A 22041-nucleotide genomic window follows, 5' to 3' on the forward strand; every position below is an offset into this window, starting at 1 on the left:
ATCTTGGCCAGCGCTCTCAGATCCGCGCGCAAAAGGCCGGACATATGAGCGCAAGAGACCCGATCAAACTATCTCAACCATCCTTGCAAGCGGGGGGCCGTCCACATATGAGCACCGGAAGCGCAGGGATCAGCCGTTCGCAGGCCGGCATCACCTCGACATCAATGCACCGTTAGAGGCGTGCGAGCCCCGCCTTAAGCAGCGCCAACGCTCCGATAAACGCGAAGGCGCCACCCAGTCCCCAGGCAACCGCGAGCTTCAGATCTCTAAGGACGATGCCATGCTCGTTCGCGATCATGATCGCGACGAAGAAGCCGAGCGTAAACAGCAGCGTGTTGCCGGTCGACCCAAAACCGTCCTCCTCCATGATGGCGTCGAGCGCCGAGCCGAAGAAAAAGCCGAACACGGCCACGCTCGCAACCGTCATCAACAGCCAGCTTGTGTCGAGATGCAACAGCATGCGCGCTCCTTGTCGAAGCCGAAACGCCATGTCGCCAGATCGATCGACAGAAGTCGATTGTCCGACGCCGCCCTTGAATTCGGCCACCTCTACATCAGAGCGAGCTTATGGATCAATTGTTTCGCTTTGCTTGCCGGATTGAACCGCATTAGAGCAATTGCCGTATTTGTCTCTTCACCCAATCGGCCTCCCCCGGAAACGGCTTCCCCGAAAAATGCACAGTCTCAAGCGGTTCATCCCCGCCTCTTTCGTCGTCCTGTGGGCGACCGGCTTCATCGGTGCGCGTTATGCCATGCCCTGGGCGGAGCCCTTCACCTTCCTGGCGGTACGCTTTGTCATCGCCGCCGTCCTGCTCGCCCGCTTGATGCTCGTGCTTGGCTCGAAGCGCGCCACAAGGGCGGAAGCGCTTCACGCCACCGTTGCCGGCATCCTCATGCATGGCGTCTATCTCGGCGCGGTGTTCTGGGCGATCCACAGGGGCATGCCGGCCGGTCTTTCGGCGTTGATCGTCGGCCTGCAACCGCTGATCACGGCCGTGCTTGCCGGCCGGTTCCTCGGCGAAGCCATCCTGCCGCGCCACTGGGCCGGCCTCGCCGTTGGCCTCATAGGCGTCGTCATCGTGCTGTGGCCGAAGCTCGGCGCGCTTGGCGGCGGCGTCACGCCGGAAACGCTTATCGCCTCTCTGGTCTCGGTGCTGGGCATGAGCGCCGGCACCATCTGGCAGAAGCGCTATGCCTCGGGCGGCGACCTGGTGGCGGCAACGATGTGGCAATATATCGGCGGCGGCGCGCTGATGATCCTGGCTTCGCTGGCCTTCGAGACGCACACGGTCATCATCAACGGCGAACTGATCTTTGCCATGGCCTGGCTGGTGCTGGTGCTGTCGATCGGCGCCATCTTCCTGTTGATGGTGATGATCCGCGACGGCGAGATGTCGAAAGTCGCTTCGCTGTTCTACCTGGTGCCGGCCGTCACGGCTGTGATCGCCTGGGCGCTGTTCGGCGAACAGCTCAGCCTCGTGCAGATCGTCGGCATGGCCATCGCGACACTCGGCGTCGGGCTTGCCACGGCTCGGCCCGCCAAGGGGAGAACTGAGGAACTGAGGAACTGAGGAAATCTGGCGCTGCGGGCTTCTTCTCCAGTTCCTCAATTCTCCAATTCTCCAATTCTCCAGTTCCTCAATCCGGCCGTTATCGACTCATCCGACCCTGGCGCGCGCCTCGAGAAAGCGGCTGATCGCGGCGTTGAGTTCGCCGCCGAGGATGAAGATCGCCGACAGCATATAGAGGAAGACCACCGCGATCATGATCGACGCCAGCCCGGCATAAGTCGTCACATAGGACGAGAAGTGATCGAGATAGGTCGCGAACATCGTCGAGCCGATAAGCCATGCGGCCAGGGTGAAAACGATGCCAGGCACCAGCGAGACGAAGCGGCGCTTGCCGGCCGGCAGCCAATAATGCACGGCAAACAACCCGCCGATGATGACCACTGAGGCGATGACGTAACGCCATAGCGTGATCGTGCCGGTATAGGGCTTGATCCACTCGAAATGAGCTTCCGCCAACCGCGCCAGCAAGGGCGCAAATACCAGCAGCAGGCTGATCGCCAGGAACCCGGCCGTGGCGATCAACACGAAGAAAATGCTCTGCACCCGGCGGTAGATGATGCCGCGCGTCTCGGCGACACGGTAGGCGCGGTTGAGCGAAGTGCGCAGCGCCTCGATACCGTTGGAGGCGAAATAGGCGGCCAGCAACACACCATAGGTCAAAAGATCGGTGCGCCGCACCGTCAGCACGTTGAGCACCTCGCGCGCGATCGGCTTGGCGATCTGTTCGGGCCAGGTGTCGAAGACCAGGTGCACTGCGGTATCGGCGAAGGCCTGCGCGCCGAGAAAGCTCGCCAGCGTGGTGGCAAAGATCAGGAAGGGGAACAACGCCATCAGCGAGGTGATCGCCAGATGGCTGGCCATCGCCCAGCCGTCGTCGGTGTTGAAATGGCCAAGCGCGTCATAGAGCACGCGGCGCAGCACGACGATATTCCGCATCAAGAGCCGCGTTCCCTTCGATTGTCTCGACGCCGCGAATATGGGAAGGGATTGTGGCAAATGGCAACCCTTGCTCAAACCACGATCCCGCCGGCGAAAGAGTTGCGCACCATCATCGTCACCGGTGCCTCTTCCGGAATAGGCGCCTATTGCGCCCGGGCGCTGAAGGCGGATGGCTGGCGGGTGTTTGCAACGGCGCGCAAACAGGAAGACATCGCCGCACTCGAGGCCGACGGCATCGAGGCCTTTTATCTCGACTACCGTAAGCCGGACTCCATCGCAGCACTTGCGGCATCGGTGCTGGAGCGGACGGGCGGGCGCCTCGACGCCCTGTTCAACAACGGCGCCCATGCGCAGCCAGGTGCGGTCGAAGACCTGCCGGTTGCGGCATTGCGAGAGCAGTTCGAGGCCAATTTCTTCGGCTGGCACGACCTCACCCAGCGCATCGTGCCGGTGATGCGCCGCCAAGGGCACGGCCGCCTCGTCCACTGTTCCTCGATCCTTGGCCTGGCGCCGGTGCCTTTTCGCGGCGCCTACTCAGCCTCCAAGCACGCTCTCGAAGGGCTAATGCTGTGCATGCAGCAGGAACTCAGGGGCAGCGGCGTCCATGTCTCGCTGATCGAACCGGGGCCGGTGACGTCGAAAATCGCCAGCAATGGGCTGTTCTGGTTTTTGAAAAACATCGACCACGAGAATTCGGTCCACCACGTCGCCTATGCCGCGCAACTGGCGCGGCTTCGGGCCGGCGGCAGCTCATCGCGGCTGAAAAAGGGACCGGAGGTGGTCTATGCGGCCTTGCGCCATGCACTTCTGTCGCGGCGCCCACGCCCGCACTATGTGGTAACAGTGCCGGCTAAGATCGGCGTGATGCTGAAACGCATCCTGCCGGCATCGATGCTCTATCGCGTGCTTGCCAGGCGCGCCTGACCGAAACGAACTGGAGCCGCCAGATGGTCACCGTCTTCAAAATCCTCGCCGTTGTGGCCATGGCCGCGGTCTTGATCGTGCTGGTCCGCGGCCTCATCAACATGATGCGCGGCGGCGATGGCGTCACCTCCAACAAGCTGATGCAGGCGCGCGTGCTGTTGCAGGCCGTGGCCTTGGCGCTGATCCTGCTGGTGGTGTATTTCACCCGCAAGTGACGGCCGTTCGGGAGGCGACGTGGTCAAGCTCAACAAGATCTACACCCGCACCGGCGACGACGGCACCACGGGCCTCGGCACCGGCGAGCGGCGGCTGAAATCCGACCTGCGCGTCGATGCCTATGGCACGGTCGACGAAGCCAATGCCTGCATCGGCATCGCCCGCCTGAATACGGCGGCAAGCCATCCCGCGATCGATGCCATGCTGTCCCGCATCCAGAACGACCTGTTCGATCTCGGCGCCGATCTCGCCGTGCCCGACGACGGCAAGCCGCTCGGCTACGAGCCTCTGCGCATCATCGCTTCGCAGACCGACCGCGTCGAAAAGGATATCGATCTCCTCAACAAGGAGCTTAAGCCGCTGAAATCCTTCGTTCTCAACGGCGGCACGCCTGCGGCCGCCGCGCTTCATCTTGCCCGCACCGTGACCCGGCGGGCCGAGCGCATCATGGTGGCGCTGGCGCAGGACCCGGCCGAGCACGTCAACCGCGAAGGGCTGAAATACATCAACCGCGTCTCCGACTTTCTGTTCGTCGCCGCCCGTGCGGTCAATGACAACGGAAATGCCGACGTGTTATGGGTGCCCGGCAAGAACCGCTGAATTTTCTCGAGAAGCGGACGAGGGCCTGGGGAATGTTCATCCCGCTTTACGACACCAACAGGTTGCGCCACATCCGGCTGCAATATGTGACGATCGGCCTGATCGCGGCCAATGCGCTGGTCTTTCTCGTCACCACGATCGGCGGCGAAAATTTCAACAACGCAGCCGTGCTCGGCCTCGGCTTCATTCCTTCGGTTGTCCACAACACGGCAGAGCTCTCGCCTGAATTCGTCGTCATTCCGGAGAGCCTGAGCTACCTGACCTATGCCTTCCTGCATGCCGATATCTTCCACCTCGGCGGCAACATGCTGTTCCTGTGGGTGTTCGGCGACAATGTCGAGGACGCGCTCGGCCACATCCGCTACCTCATCTTCTACCTGCTGTGCGCCATCGCCGGAGCCGCTTTCCAGGGGCTCGTCGCCTGGGATTCGCAAGTGCCGCTGATCGGCGCCTCCGGCGCCATCGCCGGGGTCGTCGCCGCCTATCTGGTCCTCTATCCCCGCGTAAAGGTTTGGGTGCTGGTCTTCGCCCGCATTCCGCTGCGTATCCCGGCCTTCATCCCGCTGATCCTGTGGATCGGCTTCCAGGTGGTGATGTTTGCCGCCGGCGGCGAAAACCAGATATCCTGGGCCTGCCATATTGGCGGCATCATTGCCGGCGGCGTTCTGGTGCTGATCATGCGCAGCCGCGGCGTGCCGCTGCTTGCCGGTGACGACGGCGAGCCCGAACCCGTCGATCAGCCGGCCGTTTCCACCGCGCCGGCGCCAGCCGATCCCGCTCCCACGCAACCTGAGACGCGCTGGGGCCGCGGTGGCGCTTCCGGTCAGGACTGAACCGATTTGAGTGGTTTGGCCGCTGCCGTGGCATATTGACGTGTTGCGCTGCCGCAACTACGGAGAGCGCCACCGTTAGGCGGCAGAAGACAAGAATTCCGTCTGGCCAGAATTCCGTTTGGCCGGAATTCAGTCAGGAATGTCGGCTTTCGACAACTCTGAAATGGCGCACGCTGCTATAGCGCGCCCGAATATCTCAGGAGAGGTGACAGGCAAATGAAGATCCTTGTGCCCGTGAAGCGGGTTGTGGATGCGAACGTCAAGGTTCGCGTGAAGGCCGATGGTTCGGCGGTTGAACTCGCCAACGTCAAGATGGCGATGAACCCGTTCGACGAGATCGCGGTGGAAGAGGCGCTCCGACTGAAGGAAGCCGGCAAGGCCGAAGAGATCATCGTCGTTTCCATCGGCCCGCAGCAGGCGCAGGAAACTCTGCGCACCGCGCTCGCCATGGGCGCCGACCGCGCCATTCTGGTCAAGACCGACGAGCAGACCGAGCCGCTCGGCGTCGCCAAGGTGCTGAAGGGCGTCGTCGATGCCGAACAGCCCGGCCTCGTCATCCTCGGCAAACAGGCGATCGACGACGATTCCAACCAGACCGGCCAGATGCTGGCCGCCCTGCTCGGCTGGGCGCAGGGCACTTTCGCCTCCAAGGTCGTGCTCGACGGCGACAAGGCCAAGGTGACGCGCGAAGTCGATGGCGGCCTGCAGACGGTGGAACTGAAGATGCCGGCGATCATCACCGCCGATCTTCGCCTCAACCAGCCGCGCTACGCCTCGCTGCCCAATATCATGAAGGCCAAGAAGAAGCCGCTCGACGAAAAGAGCCCGGCCGACTACGGCGCCGACGTCAAGCCGCGCCTGAAAGTGCTCAAGACCGAGGAGCCCAGCGGCCGCAAGGCGGGCGTCAAGGTCAAGAGCGTCGCCGAGCTGGTTGACAAGCTGAAGAACGAAGCCGGCGTGTTGTAAGGCTGGGAAGGGATAAAGACATGACCATTCTCCTCATCGCAGAACACGACAACGCAAGCCTTTCCGACCAGACCGCCAAGGCGCTCTCGGCGGCGCTGCAGATCGGTTCGGACGTGCATGTGCTGGTTGCCGGCAAGGGCGCCAAGGGCGCTGCCGATGCCGCCGCCAAGCTCAAGGGCGTGACCAAGGTGCTGCTGGCCGAAGCCGACGAATTGGCCGAGCGCCTCGCCGAACCGACGGCCGCTCTGGTTGTTTCGCTCGCCGGCGCCTACGACACGATCATCGCGCCGGCGACGTCGTCGGGCAAGAACGTCGCGCCGCGTGTGGCAGCCCTGCTCGATGTCGCGCAGGTGTCGGAAATCATCGAGGTGGTTTCGCCGGACACCTTCAAGCGTCCGATCTATGCCGGCAACGCCATCCAGACGGTGCAGTCGAGCGACGCCAAGAAGGTGATCACCGTGCGCACCGCTTCCTTCCAGGCGGCGCCCGAAGGCGGTTCGGCCGCGGTCGAGACCGTCAAGGCAGCGGCCAACCCAGGCCTGTCCACCTTCGTCGAGAACAAGCTGTCGGATACCGACCGTCCGGAGCTGACCTCGGCCAAGATCATCATCTCGGGCGGCCGCGCGCTCGGCTCGGCGGAGAAATTCCAGGAAGTCATCCTGCCGGTCGCCGACAAGCTCGGTGCCGCCGTCGGCGCTTCCCGCGCCGCCGTCGATGCCGGCTACGCGCCGAACGACTGGCAGGTCGGCCAGACCGGCAAGGTCGTGGCTCCCGATCTCTACATTGCCGTCGGCATTTCCGGCGCCATCCAGCACCTTGCCGGCATGAAGGATTCGAAGGTCATCGTCGCCATCAACAAGGACGAGGAAGCGCCGATCTTCCAGGTTGCCGATTACGGCCTGGTCGGCGACCTTTTCGTCATCCTGCCGGAGCTGCAAAAGGCGCTTTGACGCTTTCTGCCAAAGCGTATTAAATTGTGAGAGGGTGGGGTAGACGAAGCTGCCCCACCCTTTTAGTTTGCACTGCACAAAAAGCAGGCCGCAAAGGCCTTTTCGACGGGATCGCTGCAAATGGCCAAGATCGAGACGATCGGCATTATTGGCGCCGGCCAGATGGGCGGCGGCATCGCGCATGTGTCGGCGCTTTCGGGCTACAAGGTGCTGATCTACGATGTCTCGCCCGACCGGATCGAAAAGGGCATTGCCACCGTCAGCGGCAACATGGCCCGCCAGGTCGGCTCCGGCAAGCTTGACGAAAAGCTGCGCAACGATGCGATGGCACGCATTTCGGCGGCTCCCGCCATGGCCGATCTCGCCGGTGCGGATCTGGTGATCGAAGCAGCGACCGAGGACGAGACGGTCAAACGCAAGATTTACGCCCAGCTTTGTCCGCAGCTCAACCCGGAAGCGATCCTGGCGACCAACACGTCGTCAATCTCGATCACCCGGCTGGCCGCGCAGACCGACCGTCCCGAGCGGTTCATCGGCATACATTTCATGAACCCGGTGCCGCTGATGAAGCTGGTCGAGCTGGTGCGCGGCATCGCCACCGAGGACCAGACTTTCGAGGCGGCCAAGGCCTATGTTAAGCAGCTCGACAAGACGATTACCGTCTCGGAGGATTTCCCCGCCTTCATCGTCAACCGCATCCTGCTGCCGATGATCAACGAGGCGATCTATACGCTCTATGAAGGCGTCGGTTCGGTCGACGCCATCGACACTGCCATGAAGCTCGGCGCCAACCATCCGATGGGGCCGCTGCAGCTCGCCGACTTCATCGGCCTCGACACCTGTCTGTCGATCATGCAGGTGCTGCATGACGGCCTGTCGGATTCGAAATACCGCCCCTGCCCGTTGCTGGTGAAATATGTCGAGGCCGGCTGGCTCGGCCGCAAAACCGGGCGCGGCTTCTACGACTATCGCGGCGAACACCCGGTCCCGACGCGCTAACCACCTGAACGAAAAGTCAGCGCGGCTCTCAGGACGCCGCCGCCAGTGGTGGCTCGGCTTGGCCGCTTGACCCGTTGTCGTCAGGCGCCACGGAAACACAGCCGCGGCCGGCGGCCTTGGCCGCATAGCAGGCAGCATCCGCCCGGGCGATGATCTCGTCGACCTCGCCGCTGCCGGCGTGAATCGGCGCCAGCCCGATGCTGGCATCGATCGCATGCGGCCGGCCCTCCCAGTTGAACTGCAGGCTGCGAACGGCGTCGATGATCGAGCGTGCGGCAATCCTGGCGCCGGCGCTCGAGCCGGACTTCAGGATGACCGCAAATTCGTCGCCGCCGAGGCGGGCAACGATATCCTTCGGCCCCAGCGCACCGCGAATAGCCTCGGCAACCCGCTTCAGCAAGGCATCGCCGGCGGCATGGCCACCGGTGTCGTTGACTAGCTTGAAATGGTCGAGGTCGATGAACATGAAATGGTGTTCGCCCGCCGGTTTGGCAGCGCCGGCCTTGCGGCTCTGGTCGACCAATTCCTCCATGGTGCGGATGAAGCTTGAGCGGTTGGCAAGGCCGGTGAGCGTGTCATGCGCGGCTGCGTAGGCGAGCTGGCGCTGCAAGGCGCGCGCATCGGTGAAATCCTGGAACACGATGACCAAGCCGCAGAACTCCTGGCGGTCGTTCATGATCGGCGACACCACCTGGCGGATGCTGCAGCGCGTGTCGTCGCGGCGAATGAGGACGGCGCGGCTGTTCTGGTCGGCGGGGCTGGAACCTCCGAGCGCCGGCCGCGTCATGCCGATCCGTTGCCCGGTCTCCTCGTCAACCGCCCAGTAGACATGGCCAAGCGTCTTGCCGAGCGCCTCGGCACCTGGAATGCCCGTCAGCTTTTCGGCGATCGGGTTCATGAAGGTGATGCGGTTGGCGGCATCGGTGCAGATGACGGCGTCGCCGATCGACTGCAGCGTCACCCTCAACCGCTCCTTCTCGTCCGCCAGCGCCGCCGCCGACACGATCAGGCTTTCCTCGGTCTGCTTGCGCTGGGTAATGTCGGTCAGGCTGCCAATGGCCCTGATCAGCCGGCCCTCCGTGTCGCGTTCGAGTGTCTTGCCGCGATCGAGAATCCAGACCCAGTGTCCGTCCTTGTGACGCATCCTGAATTCGGCTTCGAAGAACGGTGTCCGGCCCTCCAGATGGGCGCGATCGGCTTCGGCCACGTTTTCGCGGTCGTCGGGGTGGATCATCGTCAGCCAGCGGTCGGGGTCGCCGTCCAGCTCGCCATCGGCATAGCCCAGCATCTTCACCCAGGTGGCGGAGTAGGTTGTGCCGCCCTTGCGCATATCGAGGTCCCAGACGCCTTGACCGGCGCTGGCCAGGGCAAAATTCCAGCGCGTTTCAGCCTCGGCTATGCGCGCCTCGGATTGCTTGCGCGCGTCGATATTCTCGATCTGCGAGACGAGGTAGAGTGGGCGGCCGCTCTTCTCGTCGCGAATGACGGAACCGGCAAGATGGGCCCACACCGGCGTGCCGTCCTTCTTGAGGTAGCGCTTTTCGAAGTGGAAAGCGTTGACGGTGCCCGCCCGCATGCCGTCCATCGTCTCGCGACCGATCTGCACATCGTCGGGATGCGTGATCTGGAAGAAGGTCAGCGCCTCGATCTCTTCCTTGCTGTAGCCGAGCATGGCGGCAAAGGCCGGATTGGTTTCTTGGATGCAGCCGTCGAGGCCGACAATGGCGATGCCGATCGCCGAATCCTCCATGGCGCGGCGGAAGCGCTGCTCGCTCTCGGCAATCTGCCGGCGGTCGTCCAGTATCCGGTAAATGAACAAAGCGGCGAGCATCAACGCCACGGCGGCGACCGGCACCGATATCAGCAGGCAGAGCTTGAGCACTTCGGCGCTGACGTCGAGCCGCGACAGCAGCATCGCCACCACGGCGGCGCAAAGTCCTCCGGCCGCGAGCACCAAAGCCACGTGACTGTCAGCCCGCAGGCTTTTTCGTTTCCATCGCGTCACTGTGCATGCCACCCCGTGCGCAACACATTTCTGCGGAAAACCTTGGATGATCGATTTTAAGGAAAGGTTGCGCCGGAGCCATCGGCAACACGGTTAACCCGCAAACAATTGCCGGCATGATTAAGGATCGGTGATTATTGCCGGCGATTGCAGGCCTGCTACCAGCGGACGAAGAACCGCCCCCCGAGCGCGCCGAGCCCGGCAAGGATGGCGATCGCAAGCGTATACCAGGTGGCGACGAAAAGCGGCGAATCGTCGAAGCAGTGCGCGGCATAGAAGGTCGCCGCCAGGCCGCCCGCAAGCAGGCCCGCGACCGCGCCGGCAAGCACCGGCCGTGTCGGCGCGCCATAGCGCAGCATCCAAAGGAAGATGGCGAGCGGGCCGATGCCGATCAGCGGGATGAAGCCCATGCAGATCATCATGTTGGAGCCGACCATGCGCGTGCTCCACATCGGCTCCGGCACCATGAACAGTTCGAGAGCCACGGCCACGGCCACAAGCAGCGGCGCCGCAAGCATCCAGGCCGCGGCCCGGGCCGTCGAGGCGCCCGGTGTCGACAGCGCCCGGATCAGGCCAAAGGCAGTGGTGGCCAGCATCAGCGTGAAGACGAATTTCGCCAGGAACCGCACCGTATGCATTGCGATCATGATGTCAGGACGCGGGCCGATGGTAAAAAAGAAGACCACCGCCGCGATCACCGCAGCCGCAGCCGCAGCCATCCACCAGGCCGAGCGTAACGGCATCGCCTTGCTGCGCACGTCAGCGTCAAGTGCCTTGATGAGATCCTCGGTTCTCATGTCATTGCCGCCCGAACCGTTTGGCGATCGCGGCAAGCCCGCGATGCAGCGACACCCGCACCGCCGTCTCGCTGACGCCGAGCTTGGCCGCTGTCTCGCCGATGGAGCGGCCATCGACCGATATGGCCGAGACCACCGACCGCTGCGCCGGCGGCAAGCCGTCCAGCGCTCGGTTGATGTCGCGTTCGCTGACCGTCTCGGTTTCCGGCTCGGCAAAGGTCTCGGCGATCTCGTCGATCTCGATCTCGATGCGCCGGCCGCGCCGCCGGAAGGCATCGATGAGCTTGAAGCGGGCAATCGCATAGATCCACGGCAACACCGGCGCGTCCTGGCGCCAGGTATGACGTTTCACATGAATGGCCAGCAAGGTTTCCTGCACGACATCCTCGGGGTCGACCCCGCCCTGTACGATCTTGCGCCTGACAAAACCGCGAACCAGCGCGGCGATCCGGTGCAGAAAGTCGGCGTAAGCCCTTTCATCTCCCGCAATCGCGGCCCGCATCAGCCGGGAAAGCTCGGCCTCATCCTTGCCGCTCACAAGAGTTCACTCCCCGATCTTCGCGCTTCGGCGCTGATTTGTTACGTGGCCAACGAAATAATGTCCAAGCCAAAGTGCCGCAAAATCACGAAAGTTTGCGGGGGCGGCGACCGATTGAAGCAGCCGGGCAATGTTGACTATGATGATCAGGTATTGGTAGGAGCAGGCGTGCAAAACCAGAACCGCCGAGATTGAGGATGACGCCATGAAATATGCTCTTTCCACCCTGGTCGGCGCCACCGCGCTGACCATCGGCCTGATCGGCGACCCGGCAATGGCCGCGGATGCCGGCATCGTCGTCTACAATGCCCAGCATGAAAGCCTGGCCAAGGAATGGGTCAAAGGCTTCACCAAGGAAACCGGCATCAAGGTCACGCTGCGCAATGGCGGCGACAGCGATTTCTCCAACCAGATCGTCGCCGAGGGCGCTTCTTCGCCGGCCGACGTGTTCCTGACCGAAAACTCCCCGGCCATGACCCTGGTCGAAGCCGCGGGCCTGTTTGCGCCCATCGACGCTGATACGCTTGCCCAGGTCCCGGCTGATTACCAGCCAAGCAGCGGCAAATGGGTGGGTGTCGCGGCGCGCAGCACCGTCTTTGCCTACAACAAGACCAAGCTCACCGCCGACCAGCTGCCCAAATCGATGCTCGATCTCGCCGATCCGAGCTGGAAGGGCCGCTGGGCCGCTTCGCCCTCTGGCGCCGATTTCCAGGCCATCGTCAGTGCATTGCTCGAGCTCAAGGGCGAAGCCGCTACCGCCGACTGGCTGAAGGCTATGAAGGCGAACTTCACCGCTTATAAGGGCAACAGCACGGTGATGAAGGCGGTCAATGCCGGCGAGATCGAAGGCGGCGTCATCTACCACTATTACTATTTTGGCGATCAGGCCAAGACCGGCGAAAACAGCAAGAATGTCGAAATGCACTATTTCAAGAGCCAGGACCCGGGCGCCTTCGTCTCGATTTCCGGCGGCGGCGTGCTGGCCTCGAGCAAGCACCAGAAGGAAGCCCAGGCGTTCCTGAAATGGGTGACCGGCAAGGGCGGTCAGGACGTGCTGAAGACCGGCACCTCCTTCGAGTACGCCGTCGGCAAGGACGCTCAGTCCAACCCGAAACTGGTGCCGTTGGCCGATCTGCAGGCGCCGAAGGTCGACCCGGCAAAGCTGAACTCCAAGAAGGTGACCGACCTGATGACGGCAGCCGGCTTGCTTTAGTCTGCGTTCGTCCTAAAAGGGCAGCGATTGCGCTCCTGCGGGGCTTTCCGCAGGAGCGCTCTGTTTTCGAGATGGCTTCGTCCATGACGACACATTGCGTTTCCGGCCGCGCCTGCGGCGCCCCCGCCCCGGCGGCAGTGGCGCGGTCGAACTGATGCAATCTGCGGTCGATCTCGCACGTTCAGGCCCTGCAGCCGGGCGGTCGCGCCACCGACAACCCATGTCCTGGATCGCGCTTGCCGCCATCATCGTCTCGCTGCTGTCGCTGCTGCCGCTCGCCTTCATCATCTGGATCGCGGTGCAGACCGGCTGGGACACCGTCTCGGCCCTGGTCTTCCGGCCACGCGTCGGCGAACTCCTGGTCAACACCGTGCTGCTGGTAGCGCTCACCGTGCCGATCGCCATCATCTTGTCGATAGCGCTGGCCTGGCTTACAGAGCGCAGCGACTTGCCCGGCGCCAGGCTGTGGGCCTGGCTTGCGGTGGCACCGCTCGCCATCCCCGCCTTCGTCCATTCCTACGCCTGGATTACTCTCGTGCCGGGACTGCACGGCCTGTGGGCCGGCGTGCTCGTCTCCGTCATCGCTTATTTCCCGTTCCTCTATCTGCCGATCGCGGCCGCGCTGCGCCGGCTCGACCCTGCTTTGGAAGACGCTGCCGCGGCGCTTGGCCTCGGACCGTGGCGCGTATTCGCACGTGTCGTGCTGCCGCAGCTCAGGCTCGCCATTTGCGGCGGCGCGCTGCTGGTTGGACTTCATCTGCTTGCCGAATATGGCCTCTATGTCTTCATCCGCTTCGACACCTTCACCACCGCGATCGTCGACCAGTTCCAGTCGACCTTCAACGGCCCGGCCGCCAACATGCTGGCCGGCGTCCTTGTGACCTGCTGCTTCGTGCTGCTCGCCCTGGAGGTGCTGGTGCGCGGCGAAGAGCGCTATGCCCGCGTCGGCTCAGGCGCGGCGCGCCACCGGCAGCGCACGAGGCTCGGACGCGCCACGCTGCCCTGCCTGGCTCTGCCTGCCATCACCACGCTGCTCGCCATCGGCGTGCCCTTCGTCACCATCGGCCGCTGGCTGGTCGCTGGCGGCGCCGATGTCTGGCGGTTCGACGAGATCGGCCTGGCGCTTGGCCAGACGCTGTTCCTGGCGCTCGCCGGTGCCGTGCTTGCGACCATTGCCGCCATGCCGATGGCCTGGATCTCGATCCGCGCCCCGGGGCCGCTGCAGCGGTTGCTCGAGGGCTGCAACTACATCGTTGGTGCGCTGCCCGGCGTCGTCATCGCGCTGGCGCTGGTCACCATCACCGTACGCATCGCCATGCCGCTCTACCAGACGCTGTTCACCATCCTGGTTGCCTATGCCCTGATGTTCCTGCCGCGCGCCTTGATCAGCCTGAGGGCATCGATCGCCCAGGCGCCGATCGAGCTCGAACGTGCCGCCGCCAGCCTCGGTCGGCCGCCGCTGAAAGCGCTGTGGTCGACGACAATCCGCCTATCGGCGCCGGGCGCCGCCGCCGGCATGGCGCTGGTCGCGCTCGGCATCATGAACGAATTGACGGCCACCCAGATGCTGGCGCCCAACGGCACGCGCACACTGGCCATGGCGTTCTGGTCCTACAGCGGCGAGATCGACTATGCCTCGGCCGCGCCTTACGCCTTCATCATGGTGGCGATGTCGCTGCCGCTGACCTGGCTGCTCTATGTCCAGTCGAAACGGATGGCCGGACGATGAGCTTTCTCGAAATCAGCGGCCTCACCAAGCATTACGGCCCGGTCGCCGCCCTTGCCGGCATCGACCTCAGCGCCGCTAGCGGCAGCCGCACCGCGATTGTCGGCCCCTCCGGTTGCGGCAAGACGACGTTGCTGCGGCTGATCGCCGGCTTCGAGGCCCCGGACCAGGGCCGCGTCGTGCTCGACGGCGAGGTGCTGGCCAATGGCGGCCATGCGGTACCGGCGCATCGCCGCGGCATCGGCCTGGTGGCGCAGGACGGCGCCCTGTTCCCGCATCTCAGCATCGCCGACAATATCGGTTTCGGCATGGCTCGCGGCGAGGACCAGCGCGCCGAGCGCATCGCCGAACTCGCCTACACGGTCGGCCTCGACAAGGCGATCCTCAAACGCCGCCCGCACCAGCTCTCGGGCGGCCAGCAGCAGCGCGTGGCGCTGGCCCGCGCCATGGCGATGAAACCCAGGCTGATGCTGCTCGACGAGCCGTTCTCGGCGCTCGACACCGGGCTTCGCGCCTCGATGCGCAAGGCAGTTGCCGAATTGCTCGAAGCCGCCGGCATCACCACCATCCTGGTCACCCACGACCAGGCGGAGGCGCTGTCCTTCGCCAGCCAGGTCGCGGTCATGCGCGACGGAAAGTTCTCGCAGATCGGCACGCCGCGTGAACTCTATCTGCAGCCGAAGGACCGCATGGTCGCCGAGTTCCTCGGCGACGCCATCATCTTGCCGGCAAAGATTTCAGATGGCTTCGCTACCTCCTCGCTCGGCCGTATCGCCGTCGACAGCATGGAGCGCCGCGATATCGCCCGCATCATGCTGCGGCCGGAGCAGGTGCAGGTGAACCGCACCTCGCGCGAGGGCATGTCGGGCCCGCCGGGCACGATCTTCGCCGAGGTGACGGACTCTGAGTTTGCCGGCTCGATGTGCACCATTGCGGTGCGGCTGTTGAACAACCCCGATCCACCTGACGCTGCGGCAATCGGCAACACCCCGCTGATGCTCCGCAAGCCGGGTATCGACGCGCCGGCCGTCGGCGAGATCGTGCGGCTGACAGTCTCCGGCAAGGCGCATGTGTTTGCGTAGCTAAACCTACCCAACCCTCTGGCCCGTCGCCGGTGACCAGAGCGGCCAGTTCTCAAGGAAGTCGTTGTTGTGCACGACCAGCCGTCGGGCCGCAGCGTCGATGAGCACGATGCCGTAGGTCGGCGGCGCCTGCTCGATCATCTCCTCGCCGACGAGGTCGAGCATGAAACGGGCATGCAGGCCACGCTGCGCGGTGAACGGGATGCCTCCGATCGTGCCGGCAATGTCGCGATGGACATGGCCGAAGAAGATGTGGCCGACATTGCCGTGGCGTGTCAGCACATCGAGGAAGCGCTGCGGCTGTTCCAGCCCGAGCGGGTCGAGCAGAGGCAGGCCGAGCTCGACCGGCGGATGATGCAGGAAGATGTAGGCCTGCCGTCCCGCCGCCTCGCCGAGCCGCGCGTCGAGCCAGGCCAGCCGCTTGTCGCAGAGTTCGCCGGTGACACGGCCTTCGGCCAAGCTGTCCAGGAACAAGAGCGATGCCTGGGGCGTGTCGAAGACCGACTGCACGAAGCCATTGTCGTCGATCGGGTTTCCGGGAAATGCCGCTATGAGGTTGGCGCGCCTGTCGTGGTTTCCCGGCAGCAGCCGGTACGGCAGCGAAAGCCGGCTTAAAACCGATTTGAGATCGGCGTAGCTTTCAGGCGCCCCGGTCTCGGTCAGGTCGCCGCTGAACACGCAAAGGGCGGCGTCGCCGTGGCGGGCATTGATGTGGTCGATGCAGCGGTCGAGCCGTTCATGCAGGTCGACGCCATAGCGGATCTCGCCGCGCCGCCCCAGATGGACATCGGTGACCTGGATGATCTTCATGCGACTTTTCCTTGGGAGACTGCTTTGCCGTCCGTCCTGAGCGGACAGGAAGGCACTTGCCTATGGCCTGTAAGAATCAGAACACCGGCTCCGGCACCGAAGCCTTGAACACGTCGAGCCGGGCTCCGGTCTCGGACGAGAAGAAGTGCAGGTCGGTTTCGGCAAACTGCAGGCCGACTGCGCTGCCCGGCACCGGATGGACTGTCTCCGATGTCACCACCGAAAACGGTGCACCGTCGAGATCGACATAGACCACACGGCCGGCGCCGAGTTCTTCGACGAGATCGACGGTCGCTTCCAGAGCGGCTGGCGTGCCGGGCGCGACCAGGCGCACGGCCTCCGGCCGGATGCCGACCGCGACCTTGCTGCCGACCGGCAGGCCCGTGCGCGAAACATTGAGCTTGCGGCTGTCGCCAAGCAGCGACAGGCCGTCGAGCGTGACCGTGCCTTCGAGCATGTTCATCGCCGGCGCGCCGACGAAGGTGGCGACGAAGCGGCTCGCCGGACGGCTGTAGACTTCGGCCGGCGTGCCGACCTGCTCGACACGGCCGCCATTCATCACCACCAGCTTGTCGGCCAAAGTCATCGCCTCGACCTGATCGTGGGTGACGAACACCGAGGTGGCGGCGAGCCGGCGATGCAGCTTGCGGATTTCCGAGCGCATCTGGACACGCAGCTTGGCGTCGAGATTGGATAGCGGTTCGTCGAACAAAAACACCTTCGGCTCGCGGATCATGGCGCGGCCCATGGCCACGCGCTGGCGCTGGCCACCGGACAGCGCCATCGGCTTGCGGTCGAGCAGATGTTCGAGCTCCAGCGTGCGGGCAACCGCCTGGATGCGCTGGGTGCGCTCGGCGGCGGGAACGCCCGATACTTTCAGCGAATAGCCGATGTTCTGCGCCACGCTCATATGCGGATAGAGGGCGTAGTTCTGGAACACCATGGCGCAGCCGCGCTCGCGCGGTTCGAGCTTGTTGACCACCGTGCCGTCGATGGCGATCGTGCCGCCCGAAATATCCTCCAGCCCGGCGATCATCCGCAGCAGCGTCGACTTGCCGCAACCCGACGGCCCGAGGATGACGACGAACTCGCCAGTGGCGATGTCGAGATCGACGCCATGCACGACCTGCATCTTGGCGTAGCTCTTCGTGACGTCGCGAATGGTGATGGAGGCCATTGGCCGTCTCCTCGTTATTTTTCGGTGGCGATCAGGCCGCGCACGAACCAGCGCTGCATGGCGACAACGACGATCAGCGGCGGCAGCATGACGATAAGCGTGCCGGCCATGGCGATGTTCCATTCCGGTATGCCGCCGACATTGGGAATGAGCTGCTTCAGTTCGGTCACCGCCGTCGCATGCGACTGGTCGGTGGTGATGAGCAGCGGCCACAGATACTGGTTCCACGCCCACAGGAACATGATGGTGCCGAGCGCGGCCATGTTGTTGCGCGACAGCGGCAACAGGATATCGATGAAGAAGCGCAGCGGCCCGGCGCCGTCCATGCGCGCGGCCTCGGTCAGTTCATCGGGAACGGTCAAGAAGAACTGCCGGTAGAGGAAAGTGCCGGTGGCCGTGGCGATCAGCGGCAGGATCAGTCCGGTATAGGAATTGAGCAGCCCAAGGCTGAGCGAAACCTGGACGCCCGATACCTTCTCGATCAGCCAGGTCAGGCCGGTGATATCGAGGATGGTCTGGTAGGGCGACAGTACGTTGGCGACGACGGCATAGGTCGGCACGATGCGCACTTCCAGCGGCAGCATCAGGGTCACGAAGATCAGCCAGAAGATGAAGGTGCGGCCGGGGTAGCGGAAATAGACGATCGAGAAGGCGGTGAGCGCCGAGATGATCACTTTGCCGGCGGCGACGCCGGCCGCCATGATAAAGCTGTTGAGCAGTTTCGGTCCGAGGTCGGCCGTCGTCCACGCCGTCTTGATGTTGAGCCAGAAGTCGTTGCCCGGCAGCAGCGACATCGGTACGTCGTTGACGTCCTTGAGATTGTGCGACGCTGCGATGATCACGACCACGAACGGCGCGATGCAAAACACGAAGCCGACGAACAGGATCACATGCGTGAAGAAATTGAGGAAGGGGGTGCGCTCTACCATATCCGCCTCACCTGTAGTGCACGCGCCGCTCGATGAAGCGGAACTGGAAAATCGTCAGCACGACGATGAGCAGCATCAGGATGATGCTCTGTGCGGCGGCGCCCGAATAGTCGAGCCCTTTGAAGCCGTCGGAATAGATCTTGTAGACCATCAGATTGGTGGCGTTCGCCGGACCGCCCGACGTCATGATGTCGACGATTCCAAAGGAATCCTGGAAGCTTTCGGTGATGTTGATGACCAAAAGGAAGAAGATCGTCGGCGTGATCAGCGGGAACTGGATGTCCCAGAAGCGCCTGATGACGCCGGAGCCGTCCATTGCCGCCGCCTCGATCAGCGAGCGCGGGATGGCCTGGAACGCGGCGAGGAAGAAGATGAAGTTATAGCCGACATACTTCCACGAAAAGGCGACGATGATCGAGGCCATGGCGTCAGTGCCATCGAGGCCGGGGTCCCAGAAGCCTGGCCAGACCTGGTTGACGACGGCCATGAAGCCGGCTTCCGGCGCCAGGATGAAGCGGAACGCCATCGCCAGTGCGGGTGCGGCGATGCCGTAGGGCCAGATCAGCACCACGCGATAGAGGCGCGAGCCGGCAAGCTGGCGGTCGGTGAGCGCGGCGAGCACAAGCGCGATGAACATCGCCAGCCCGGTGCTGATGCCGGCAAAGATGAGGCTGGCGCTGATCGAATTCCAGTAGTCGGCGTTGGACAGGATCGAGCGGAAATTGTCGAGCCCGACCCAGATGTTGCCGCCGCCCCAGGGCTGCTGCAGCGTCAGTGACCAGTACACGGCCTGGCCGGCCGGCCAGTAGAAGAAGGTGAAGATCAGCAAGAGCTGCGGCACCGCGAAAAGGATGCCGATAGTCCACCTGCTGAAGGTAACGCGTTTTTCCATCGGTCCGCCGACGCCCGCCTGACAGCTGGCTTAGAGCAAGGTTAATAACCAAATGGCCGCCCGTCGACCCTAGCATGATGCTCGGAAAGTGACGGGCGGCCCTGAAGTCCTCAGGCGATCAGGGCAGGGTCTTGCCCGGATAGGTCTGCTGGAAGCGGTCGAGAATAGCGTCGCCATTCTTGACCAGCGTGTCGAGGCCTTCCTGGACGCTGACCTTGTTGGCGAAAATGGCCTGCATCTGGGTGCCGAACTCGGCGCGGATCTGGGTGAAGTTGCCCAGGCGGATGCCGCGGGTGATTTCGGTCGGCTCGGACGCGGTCAGGCTGGCGATCGCGGTTTCACGGCCCTTGTAGGGCGCCTTGTCGTAGAAGCCCTGGCCCTTCATGTACTCGAAGCCCGACTTGGTCACCGGGATATAGCCGGTGTTGGTCGACCAGAACAAAGCCGTCTTGGGGTCGTGGATGAAGTTCAGGAACGCGGCAGCGCCCTTGTATTCGGCATCCGACTTGCCGGAGAGCACCCACAGCGAAGCGCCGCCGACGAGCGAATTCTTGCGCTCGGTGCCGGCATAGACCGGCAGTTCGGCGACGTCCCAATTCATGCCTTCCTTCTGCGTCTTGCCGACGGTGCCGTGGTCGCCGACCGAGGTCATGATGACCTGGCAGGTGCCGGAGGCGAAGGCCTGGACCATATCCTGGCCGAGATCCTTGGACTTGATCTTGATCAGGCCGGCGTCATACCACTTCTTCAGATCGGTGACGTACTGGACGAACTTGGTCTTGTTGACTTCCAGCCGCGCGTCGAGGCCGTCATAGCCGTTGTTCTTGGTCGCGATCGGCTGGTTGTGGATGGCCGAGAACTGCTCCATCAACTGCCAGCTTTCATTGGCCGAGATGTTGATTGCCATTGGGCATTCATAGCCGGCGTCCTTCATGGCCTGCAGGTCTGCGCCGACATCTTCCCAGGTCTTCGGCGCCTCGGTCTTGCCGATCTTGGCGAAGGCGTCCTTGTTCCAGTACATCAGCGCCGTCGAGGAATTGAACGGGAACGACAGCATCTCGCCCTTCGACGTCGCGTAGTAGCGGGCGATGCCGGGGAAATAGTCGGCGTAGTCGATCTTGTAGCCATTTTCTTCCATCAGCTTGTCGGCGGGCTTGTAGGCGCCCGACAGCATCATGGTGGCGGTGCCGACGTCATAGACCTGCACGACGGCGGGCTGCTTGCCGGCGCGGAAAGCGGCAATGGTGTTCTGCAGCGTGGCATCGTAATTGCCCTGGCTGGTACAGACGACTTCATAGTCGGCTTGCGATGCGTTGAAGTTCTTGCACAGCGTATCGACAACGCGGGCGAGGTCGCCCGAAAGGCCGAACCAGAAATCGAATTTGACCGGTTCCGCGGCGGCCGGCTGCGCCAGCGCGATGCTGAAGGCGCCGGCGGCAAGGGCAGCTAGGCCCTGCTTGAAGATCGACATGGATTTTATCCCTCTTGAGTGGCTGATGACATCAGGCTTTGCGCAAGTCCCTTGCCGCTCTCATAGAGAAGGTATGTGACAGTTCTGTTGTGCCCTTTTCGGGCCTGTGGACAGCCGGTCTCTCCTCCTCGACGGCCACGCCGGGATGAAACCGTCACATCGGCGCTCTAGGTAGCTAGGGCAGCTCGGAATGGCGTAAAGGCCCCGCCGCAACAATGATTACCCGGCTAATATGTCCGGTCTTGTGACGAGGTGGAGACACGAATGCTGGTCCAGCAATTGACGCATGTGCCCGCCGCCGACCGCCAGGCGATGAGCGAAGGCCCGCGTGATAGCGCCACCCATCTGCGCCATGCGGCCGCCATACCGGCGCTCGGCCAGATCGAGATCGGCGGCAAGGCGTCGCGCGAAATAGCCGGCGACACCCTGAAAGTGGTGGCCTGGAATGTCGAGCGGCTGCGCCATGGCGATGCCATCGCCGCAACGCTTGCCGCCCAGTCGCCCGACGTGGTGCTTCTGTCCGAGGTCGACAACGGCATGGTGCGCTCCGGCAATGGCCATCCATTGCGGACGCTGGCTGACCGGCTCGGCCACACCTATGCCTATGGCGTCGAGTTTGTCGAGCTCGGCGGCGGCAACGAGGCTGAGCGCGCAAAAACCGGAGAAGCCGCCAACAGCGAAGGCTTCCACGGCAACGCCGTGACCAGCGCGGTGCCTTTGCAGCGGCCCTTTCTGGTGCGTCTCGACGCCGCCGGCGGCTGGTTCCGGCCGGAGCGTGGCCAGCCGCGCATCGGCGGCCGCATGGCGATCGGCGGCCAGGTGCTGCTCGGCGACAGCAGGGTGACGGTCGTCTCGGTGCATCTTGAAAACCGCACCGATCCTGCCGGAAGGGCCGACCAGACCCGCCACCTCCTCGATGCCATCGACCGATACGATCCCGACGCGCCGGTGCTCATCGGCGGCGATTTCAACACACTGACCGCCACCCATGAGGAGCGCAATGACGATCCTGCCGGATGGCGAGCGCGCATCGCCGCCGAGCCCGGCCGGCTGATCGACAACGTCGAACGCCACGAGCCGCTGTTCGAAGTCCTTGCCGGGCGCGGCTATGGCTGGCAGGCCGCCAACAATCTCGATGTGCCGACCCAGCGGCGCGAGGCCGGCAATCCGGCGCCGGTCGGCCGCATCGACTGGTTCTTTGCGCGGCCTTGCGGCAAGCGCCCCGGCGGTTCTGCCCGCGGTGTTGCCGGATGGCCGCCCGAGCTCCGATCACGAAGCGCTGCTCGTGACCGTGCGCCTGGAATGAAAAAAGATCGCCGCAAGGTACAACCCGAAAAACCCGCTGTAGTTGCAGTGCGCATAACCGATTCTTCAAGTGCCCCGTACTAATCAGGTCGACGGCT

The 22041-nt window shown here is 63.8% G+C and carries 22 protein-coding genes; 12 read left to right on the forward strand and 10 right to left on the reverse strand.

Annotated elements, in window-relative coordinates; genetic code table 11:
* Positions 1-172 precede the first annotated feature (172 nt).
* Positions 173-460: a hypothetical protein gene (locus H0241_RS32145; RefSeq protein WP_181061784.1), complete on the reverse strand. Its 288-nt coding sequence runs from the start codon at positions 458-460 to the stop codon at positions 173-175.
* Between the two features lie 214 nt (positions 461-674).
* Here H0241_RS32145 and H0241_RS32150 point away from each other — a divergent pair, with 214 nt between their 5' ends.
* A complete protein-coding gene (locus tag H0241_RS32150) occupies positions 675-1571 on the forward strand; it encodes a DMT family transporter (RefSeq protein ID WP_181061785.1) in 897 nt (298 codons plus the stop codon).
* Positions 1572-1658: 87 nt separating this feature from the next.
* Here H0241_RS32150 and H0241_RS32155 read toward each other — a convergent pair whose 3' ends face one another.
* A complete protein-coding gene (locus H0241_RS32155) occupies positions 1659-2507 on the reverse strand; it encodes a YihY/virulence factor BrkB family protein (protein WP_181061787.1) in 849 nt (282 codons plus the stop codon).
* Between the two features lie 60 nt (positions 2508-2567).
* Here H0241_RS32155 and H0241_RS32160 point away from each other — a divergent pair, with 60 nt between their 5' ends.
* The 7 genes from H0241_RS32160 (at position 2568) to H0241_RS32190 (ending at position 7998) form a co-directional block, all read left to right on the forward strand.
* Positions 2568-3434 carry an SDR family oxidoreductase gene (locus tag H0241_RS32160; protein WP_181061788.1) on the forward strand — a complete coding sequence of 289 codons (867 nt, stop codon included), beginning with the start codon at positions 2568-2570 and terminating at the stop codon, positions 3432-3434.
* A gap of 23 nt (positions 3435-3457) precedes the next feature.
* Positions 3458-3649, forward strand: a complete 192-nt coding sequence (locus H0241_RS32165) for a twin transmembrane helix small protein (protein ID WP_112562259.1) — start codon at positions 3458-3460, stop codon at positions 3647-3649.
* Positions 3650-3668: 19 nt separating this feature from the next.
* Complete coding sequence (locus H0241_RS32170; protein ID WP_181061789.1) at positions 3669-4250, forward strand: cob(I)yrinic acid a,c-diamide adenosyltransferase; 582 nt, start codon at positions 3669-3671, stop codon at positions 4248-4250.
* A gap of 32 nt (positions 4251-4282) precedes the next feature.
* Positions 4283-5083 (forward strand): rhomboid family intramembrane serine protease, encoded by an 801-nt coding sequence (locus H0241_RS32175; RefSeq protein WP_181061790.1) that lies wholly within the window; start codon positions 4283-4285, stop codon positions 5081-5083.
* Between the two features lie 216 nt (positions 5084-5299).
* Positions 5300-6049: an electron transfer flavoprotein subunit beta/FixA family protein gene (locus H0241_RS32180; RefSeq protein WP_023671670.1), complete on the forward strand. Its 750-nt coding sequence runs from the start codon at positions 5300-5302 to the stop codon at positions 6047-6049.
* Between the two features lie 20 nt (positions 6050-6069).
* A complete protein-coding gene (locus tag H0241_RS32185) occupies positions 6070-6999 on the forward strand; it encodes an electron transfer flavoprotein subunit alpha/FixB family protein (protein ID WP_181061791.1) in 930 nt (309 codons plus the stop codon).
* Positions 7000-7119: 120 nt separating this feature from the next.
* The gene (locus H0241_RS32190) at positions 7120-7998 is read left to right on the forward strand and encodes a 3-hydroxybutyryl-CoA dehydrogenase (protein ID WP_181061792.1); all 879 of its coding nucleotides are present in this window, start codon (positions 7120-7122) and stop codon (positions 7996-7998) included.
* A gap of 28 nt (positions 7999-8026) precedes the next feature.
* On the opposite strand, the gene H0241_RS32195 is transcribed toward H0241_RS32190, so the two are convergent.
* From H0241_RS32195 to H0241_RS32205, 3 genes are all read right to left on the reverse strand, one after another.
* Positions 8027-9961, reverse strand: coding sequence for a PAS domain S-box protein (locus H0241_RS32195; protein ID WP_328824931.1), 1935 nt, complete (start codon positions 9959-9961; stop codon positions 8027-8029).
* Between the two features lie 200 nt (positions 9962-10161).
* A complete protein-coding gene (locus H0241_RS32200) occupies positions 10162-10800 on the reverse strand; it encodes an NrsF family protein (protein WP_181061793.1) in 639 nt (212 codons plus the stop codon).
* Position 10801: 1 nt separating this feature from the next.
* A complete protein-coding gene (locus H0241_RS32205) occupies positions 10802-11338 on the reverse strand; it encodes a sigma-70 family RNA polymerase sigma factor (protein ID WP_112562252.1) in 537 nt (178 codons plus the stop codon).
* A gap of 205 nt (positions 11339-11543) precedes the next feature.
* On the opposite strand from H0241_RS32205, the gene H0241_RS32210 reads away from it, so the two are divergent.
* The 3 genes from H0241_RS32210 (at position 11544) to H0241_RS32220 (ending at position 15359) form a co-directional block, all read left to right on the forward strand.
* Complete coding sequence (locus tag H0241_RS32210; RefSeq protein WP_181061795.1) at positions 11544-12551, forward strand: iron ABC transporter substrate-binding protein; 1008 nt, start codon at positions 11544-11546, stop codon at positions 12549-12551.
* 154 nt (positions 12552-12705) lie between these two features.
* Positions 12706-14280 carry an ABC transporter permease gene (locus tag H0241_RS32215; RefSeq protein ID WP_181061796.1) on the forward strand — a complete coding sequence of 525 codons (1575 nt, stop codon included), beginning with the start codon at positions 12706-12708 and terminating at the stop codon, positions 14278-14280.
* Entirely contained in the window at positions 14277-15359 is a 1083-nt protein-coding gene (locus tag H0241_RS32220; RefSeq protein ID WP_181061797.1) for an ABC transporter ATP-binding protein, read from the forward strand. The genes H0241_RS32215 and H0241_RS32220 overlap by 4 nt, the downstream gene beginning before the upstream one ends.
* 6 nt (positions 15360-15365) lie before the next feature.
* On the opposite strand, the gene H0241_RS32225 is transcribed toward H0241_RS32220, so the two are convergent.
* From H0241_RS32225 to H0241_RS32245, 5 genes are all read right to left on the reverse strand, one after another.
* Positions 15366-16169, reverse strand: a complete 804-nt coding sequence (locus tag H0241_RS32225; protein ID WP_181061798.1) for a phosphodiesterase — start codon at positions 16167-16169, stop codon at positions 15366-15368.
* Between the two features lie 76 nt (positions 16170-16245).
* Positions 16246-17346, reverse strand: a complete 1101-nt coding sequence (gene ugpC / locus H0241_RS32230; RefSeq protein ID WP_181061800.1) for a sn-glycerol-3-phosphate ABC transporter ATP-binding protein UgpC — start codon at positions 17344-17346, stop codon at positions 16246-16248.
* 14 nt (positions 17347-17360) lie between these two features.
* Positions 17361-18275, reverse strand: coding sequence for an ABC transporter permease subunit (locus H0241_RS32235; protein WP_181061801.1), 915 nt, complete (start codon positions 18273-18275; stop codon positions 17361-17363).
* 7 nt (positions 18276-18282) lie between these two features.
* Entirely contained in the window at positions 18283-19167 is an 885-nt protein-coding gene (locus H0241_RS32240; RefSeq protein WP_181061802.1) for a carbohydrate ABC transporter permease, read from the reverse strand.
* Positions 19168-19285: 118 nt separating this feature from the next.
* A complete protein-coding gene (locus H0241_RS32245; RefSeq protein ID WP_181061803.1) occupies positions 19286-20638 on the reverse strand; it encodes an extracellular solute-binding protein in 1353 nt (450 codons plus the stop codon).
* Between the two features lie 264 nt (positions 20639-20902).
* On the opposite strand from H0241_RS32245, the gene H0241_RS32250 reads away from it, so the two are divergent.
* Positions 20903-22027: an endonuclease/exonuclease/phosphatase family protein gene (locus tag H0241_RS32250; RefSeq protein WP_235984597.1), complete on the forward strand. Its 1125-nt coding sequence runs from the start codon at positions 20903-20905 to the stop codon at positions 22025-22027.
* Positions 22028-22041 lie beyond the last annotated feature (14 nt).

Origin of the sequence: Mesorhizobium neociceri, assembly GCF_013520985.1 — a bacterium.
GTDB classification, from domain to species: Bacteria; Pseudomonadota; Alphaproteobacteria; order Rhizobiales; family Rhizobiaceae; genus Mesorhizobium; species Mesorhizobium neociceri.

What these genes read in the sequence shown, in the direction of transcription:
- H0241_RS32145 (WP_181061784.1), bottom strand. Translation starts at nt 460, where the DNA reads ATGCTGTTGCATCTCGACACAAGCTGGCTGTTGATGACGGTTGCGAGC.
- H0241_RS32150 (WP_181061785.1), top strand. Translation starts at nt 675, where the DNA reads ATGCACAGTCTCAAGCGGTTCATCCCCGCCTCTTTCGTCGTCCTGTGG.
- H0241_RS32155 (WP_181061787.1), bottom strand. Translation starts at nt 2,507, where the DNA reads ATGCGGAATATCGTCGTGCTGCGCCGCGTGCTCTATGACGCGCTTGGC.
- H0241_RS32160 (WP_181061788.1), top strand. Translation starts at nt 2,568, where the DNA reads ATGGCAACCCTTGCTCAAACCACGATCCCGCCGGCGAAAGAGTTGCGC.
- H0241_RS32165 (WP_112562259.1), top strand. Translation starts at nt 3,458, where the DNA reads ATGGTCACCGTCTTCAAAATCCTCGCCGTTGTGGCCATGGCCGCGGTC.
- H0241_RS32175 (WP_181061790.1), top strand. Translation starts at nt 4,283, where the DNA reads ATGTTCATCCCGCTTTACGACACCAACAGGTTGCGCCACATCCGGCTG.
- H0241_RS32180 (WP_023671670.1), top strand. Translation starts at nt 5,300, where the DNA reads ATGAAGATCCTTGTGCCCGTGAAGCGGGTTGTGGATGCGAACGTCAAG.
- H0241_RS32185 (WP_181061791.1), top strand. Translation starts at nt 6,070, where the DNA reads ATGACCATTCTCCTCATCGCAGAACACGACAACGCAAGCCTTTCCGAC.
- H0241_RS32190 (WP_181061792.1), top strand. Translation starts at nt 7,120, where the DNA reads ATGGCCAAGATCGAGACGATCGGCATTATTGGCGCCGGCCAGATGGGC.
- H0241_RS32200 (WP_181061793.1), bottom strand. Translation starts at nt 10,800, where the DNA reads ATGAGAACCGAGGATCTCATCAAGGCACTTGACGCTGACGTGCGCAGC.
- H0241_RS32210 (WP_181061795.1), top strand. Translation starts at nt 11,544, where the DNA reads ATGAAATATGCTCTTTCCACCCTGGTCGGCGCCACCGCGCTGACCATC.
- H0241_RS32215 (WP_181061796.1), top strand. Translation starts at nt 12,706, where the DNA reads ATGCAATCTGCGGTCGATCTCGCACGTTCAGGCCCTGCAGCCGGGCGG.
- H0241_RS32220 (WP_181061797.1), top strand. Translation starts at nt 14,277, where the DNA reads ATGAGCTTTCTCGAAATCAGCGGCCTCACCAAGCATTACGGCCCGGTC.
- H0241_RS32225 (WP_181061798.1), bottom strand. Translation starts at nt 16,169, where the DNA reads ATGAAGATCATCCAGGTCACCGATGTCCATCTGGGGCGGCGCGGCGAG.
- ugpC (WP_181061800.1), bottom strand. Translation starts at nt 17,346, where the DNA reads ATGGCCTCCATCACCATTCGCGACGTCACGAAGAGCTACGCCAAGATG.
- H0241_RS32235 (WP_181061801.1), bottom strand. Translation starts at nt 18,275, where the DNA reads ATGGTAGAGCGCACCCCCTTCCTCAATTTCTTCACGCATGTGATCCTG.
- H0241_RS32240 (WP_181061802.1), bottom strand. Translation starts at nt 19,167, where the DNA reads ATGGAAAAACGCGTTACCTTCAGCAGGTGGACTATCGGCATCCTTTTC.
- H0241_RS32245 (WP_181061803.1), bottom strand. Translation starts at nt 20,638, where the DNA reads ATGTCGATCTTCAAGCAGGGCCTAGCTGCCCTTGCCGCCGGCGCCTTC.
- H0241_RS32250 (WP_235984597.1), top strand. Translation starts at nt 20,903, where the DNA reads ATGCTGGTCCAGCAATTGACGCATGTGCCCGCCGCCGACCGCCAGGCG.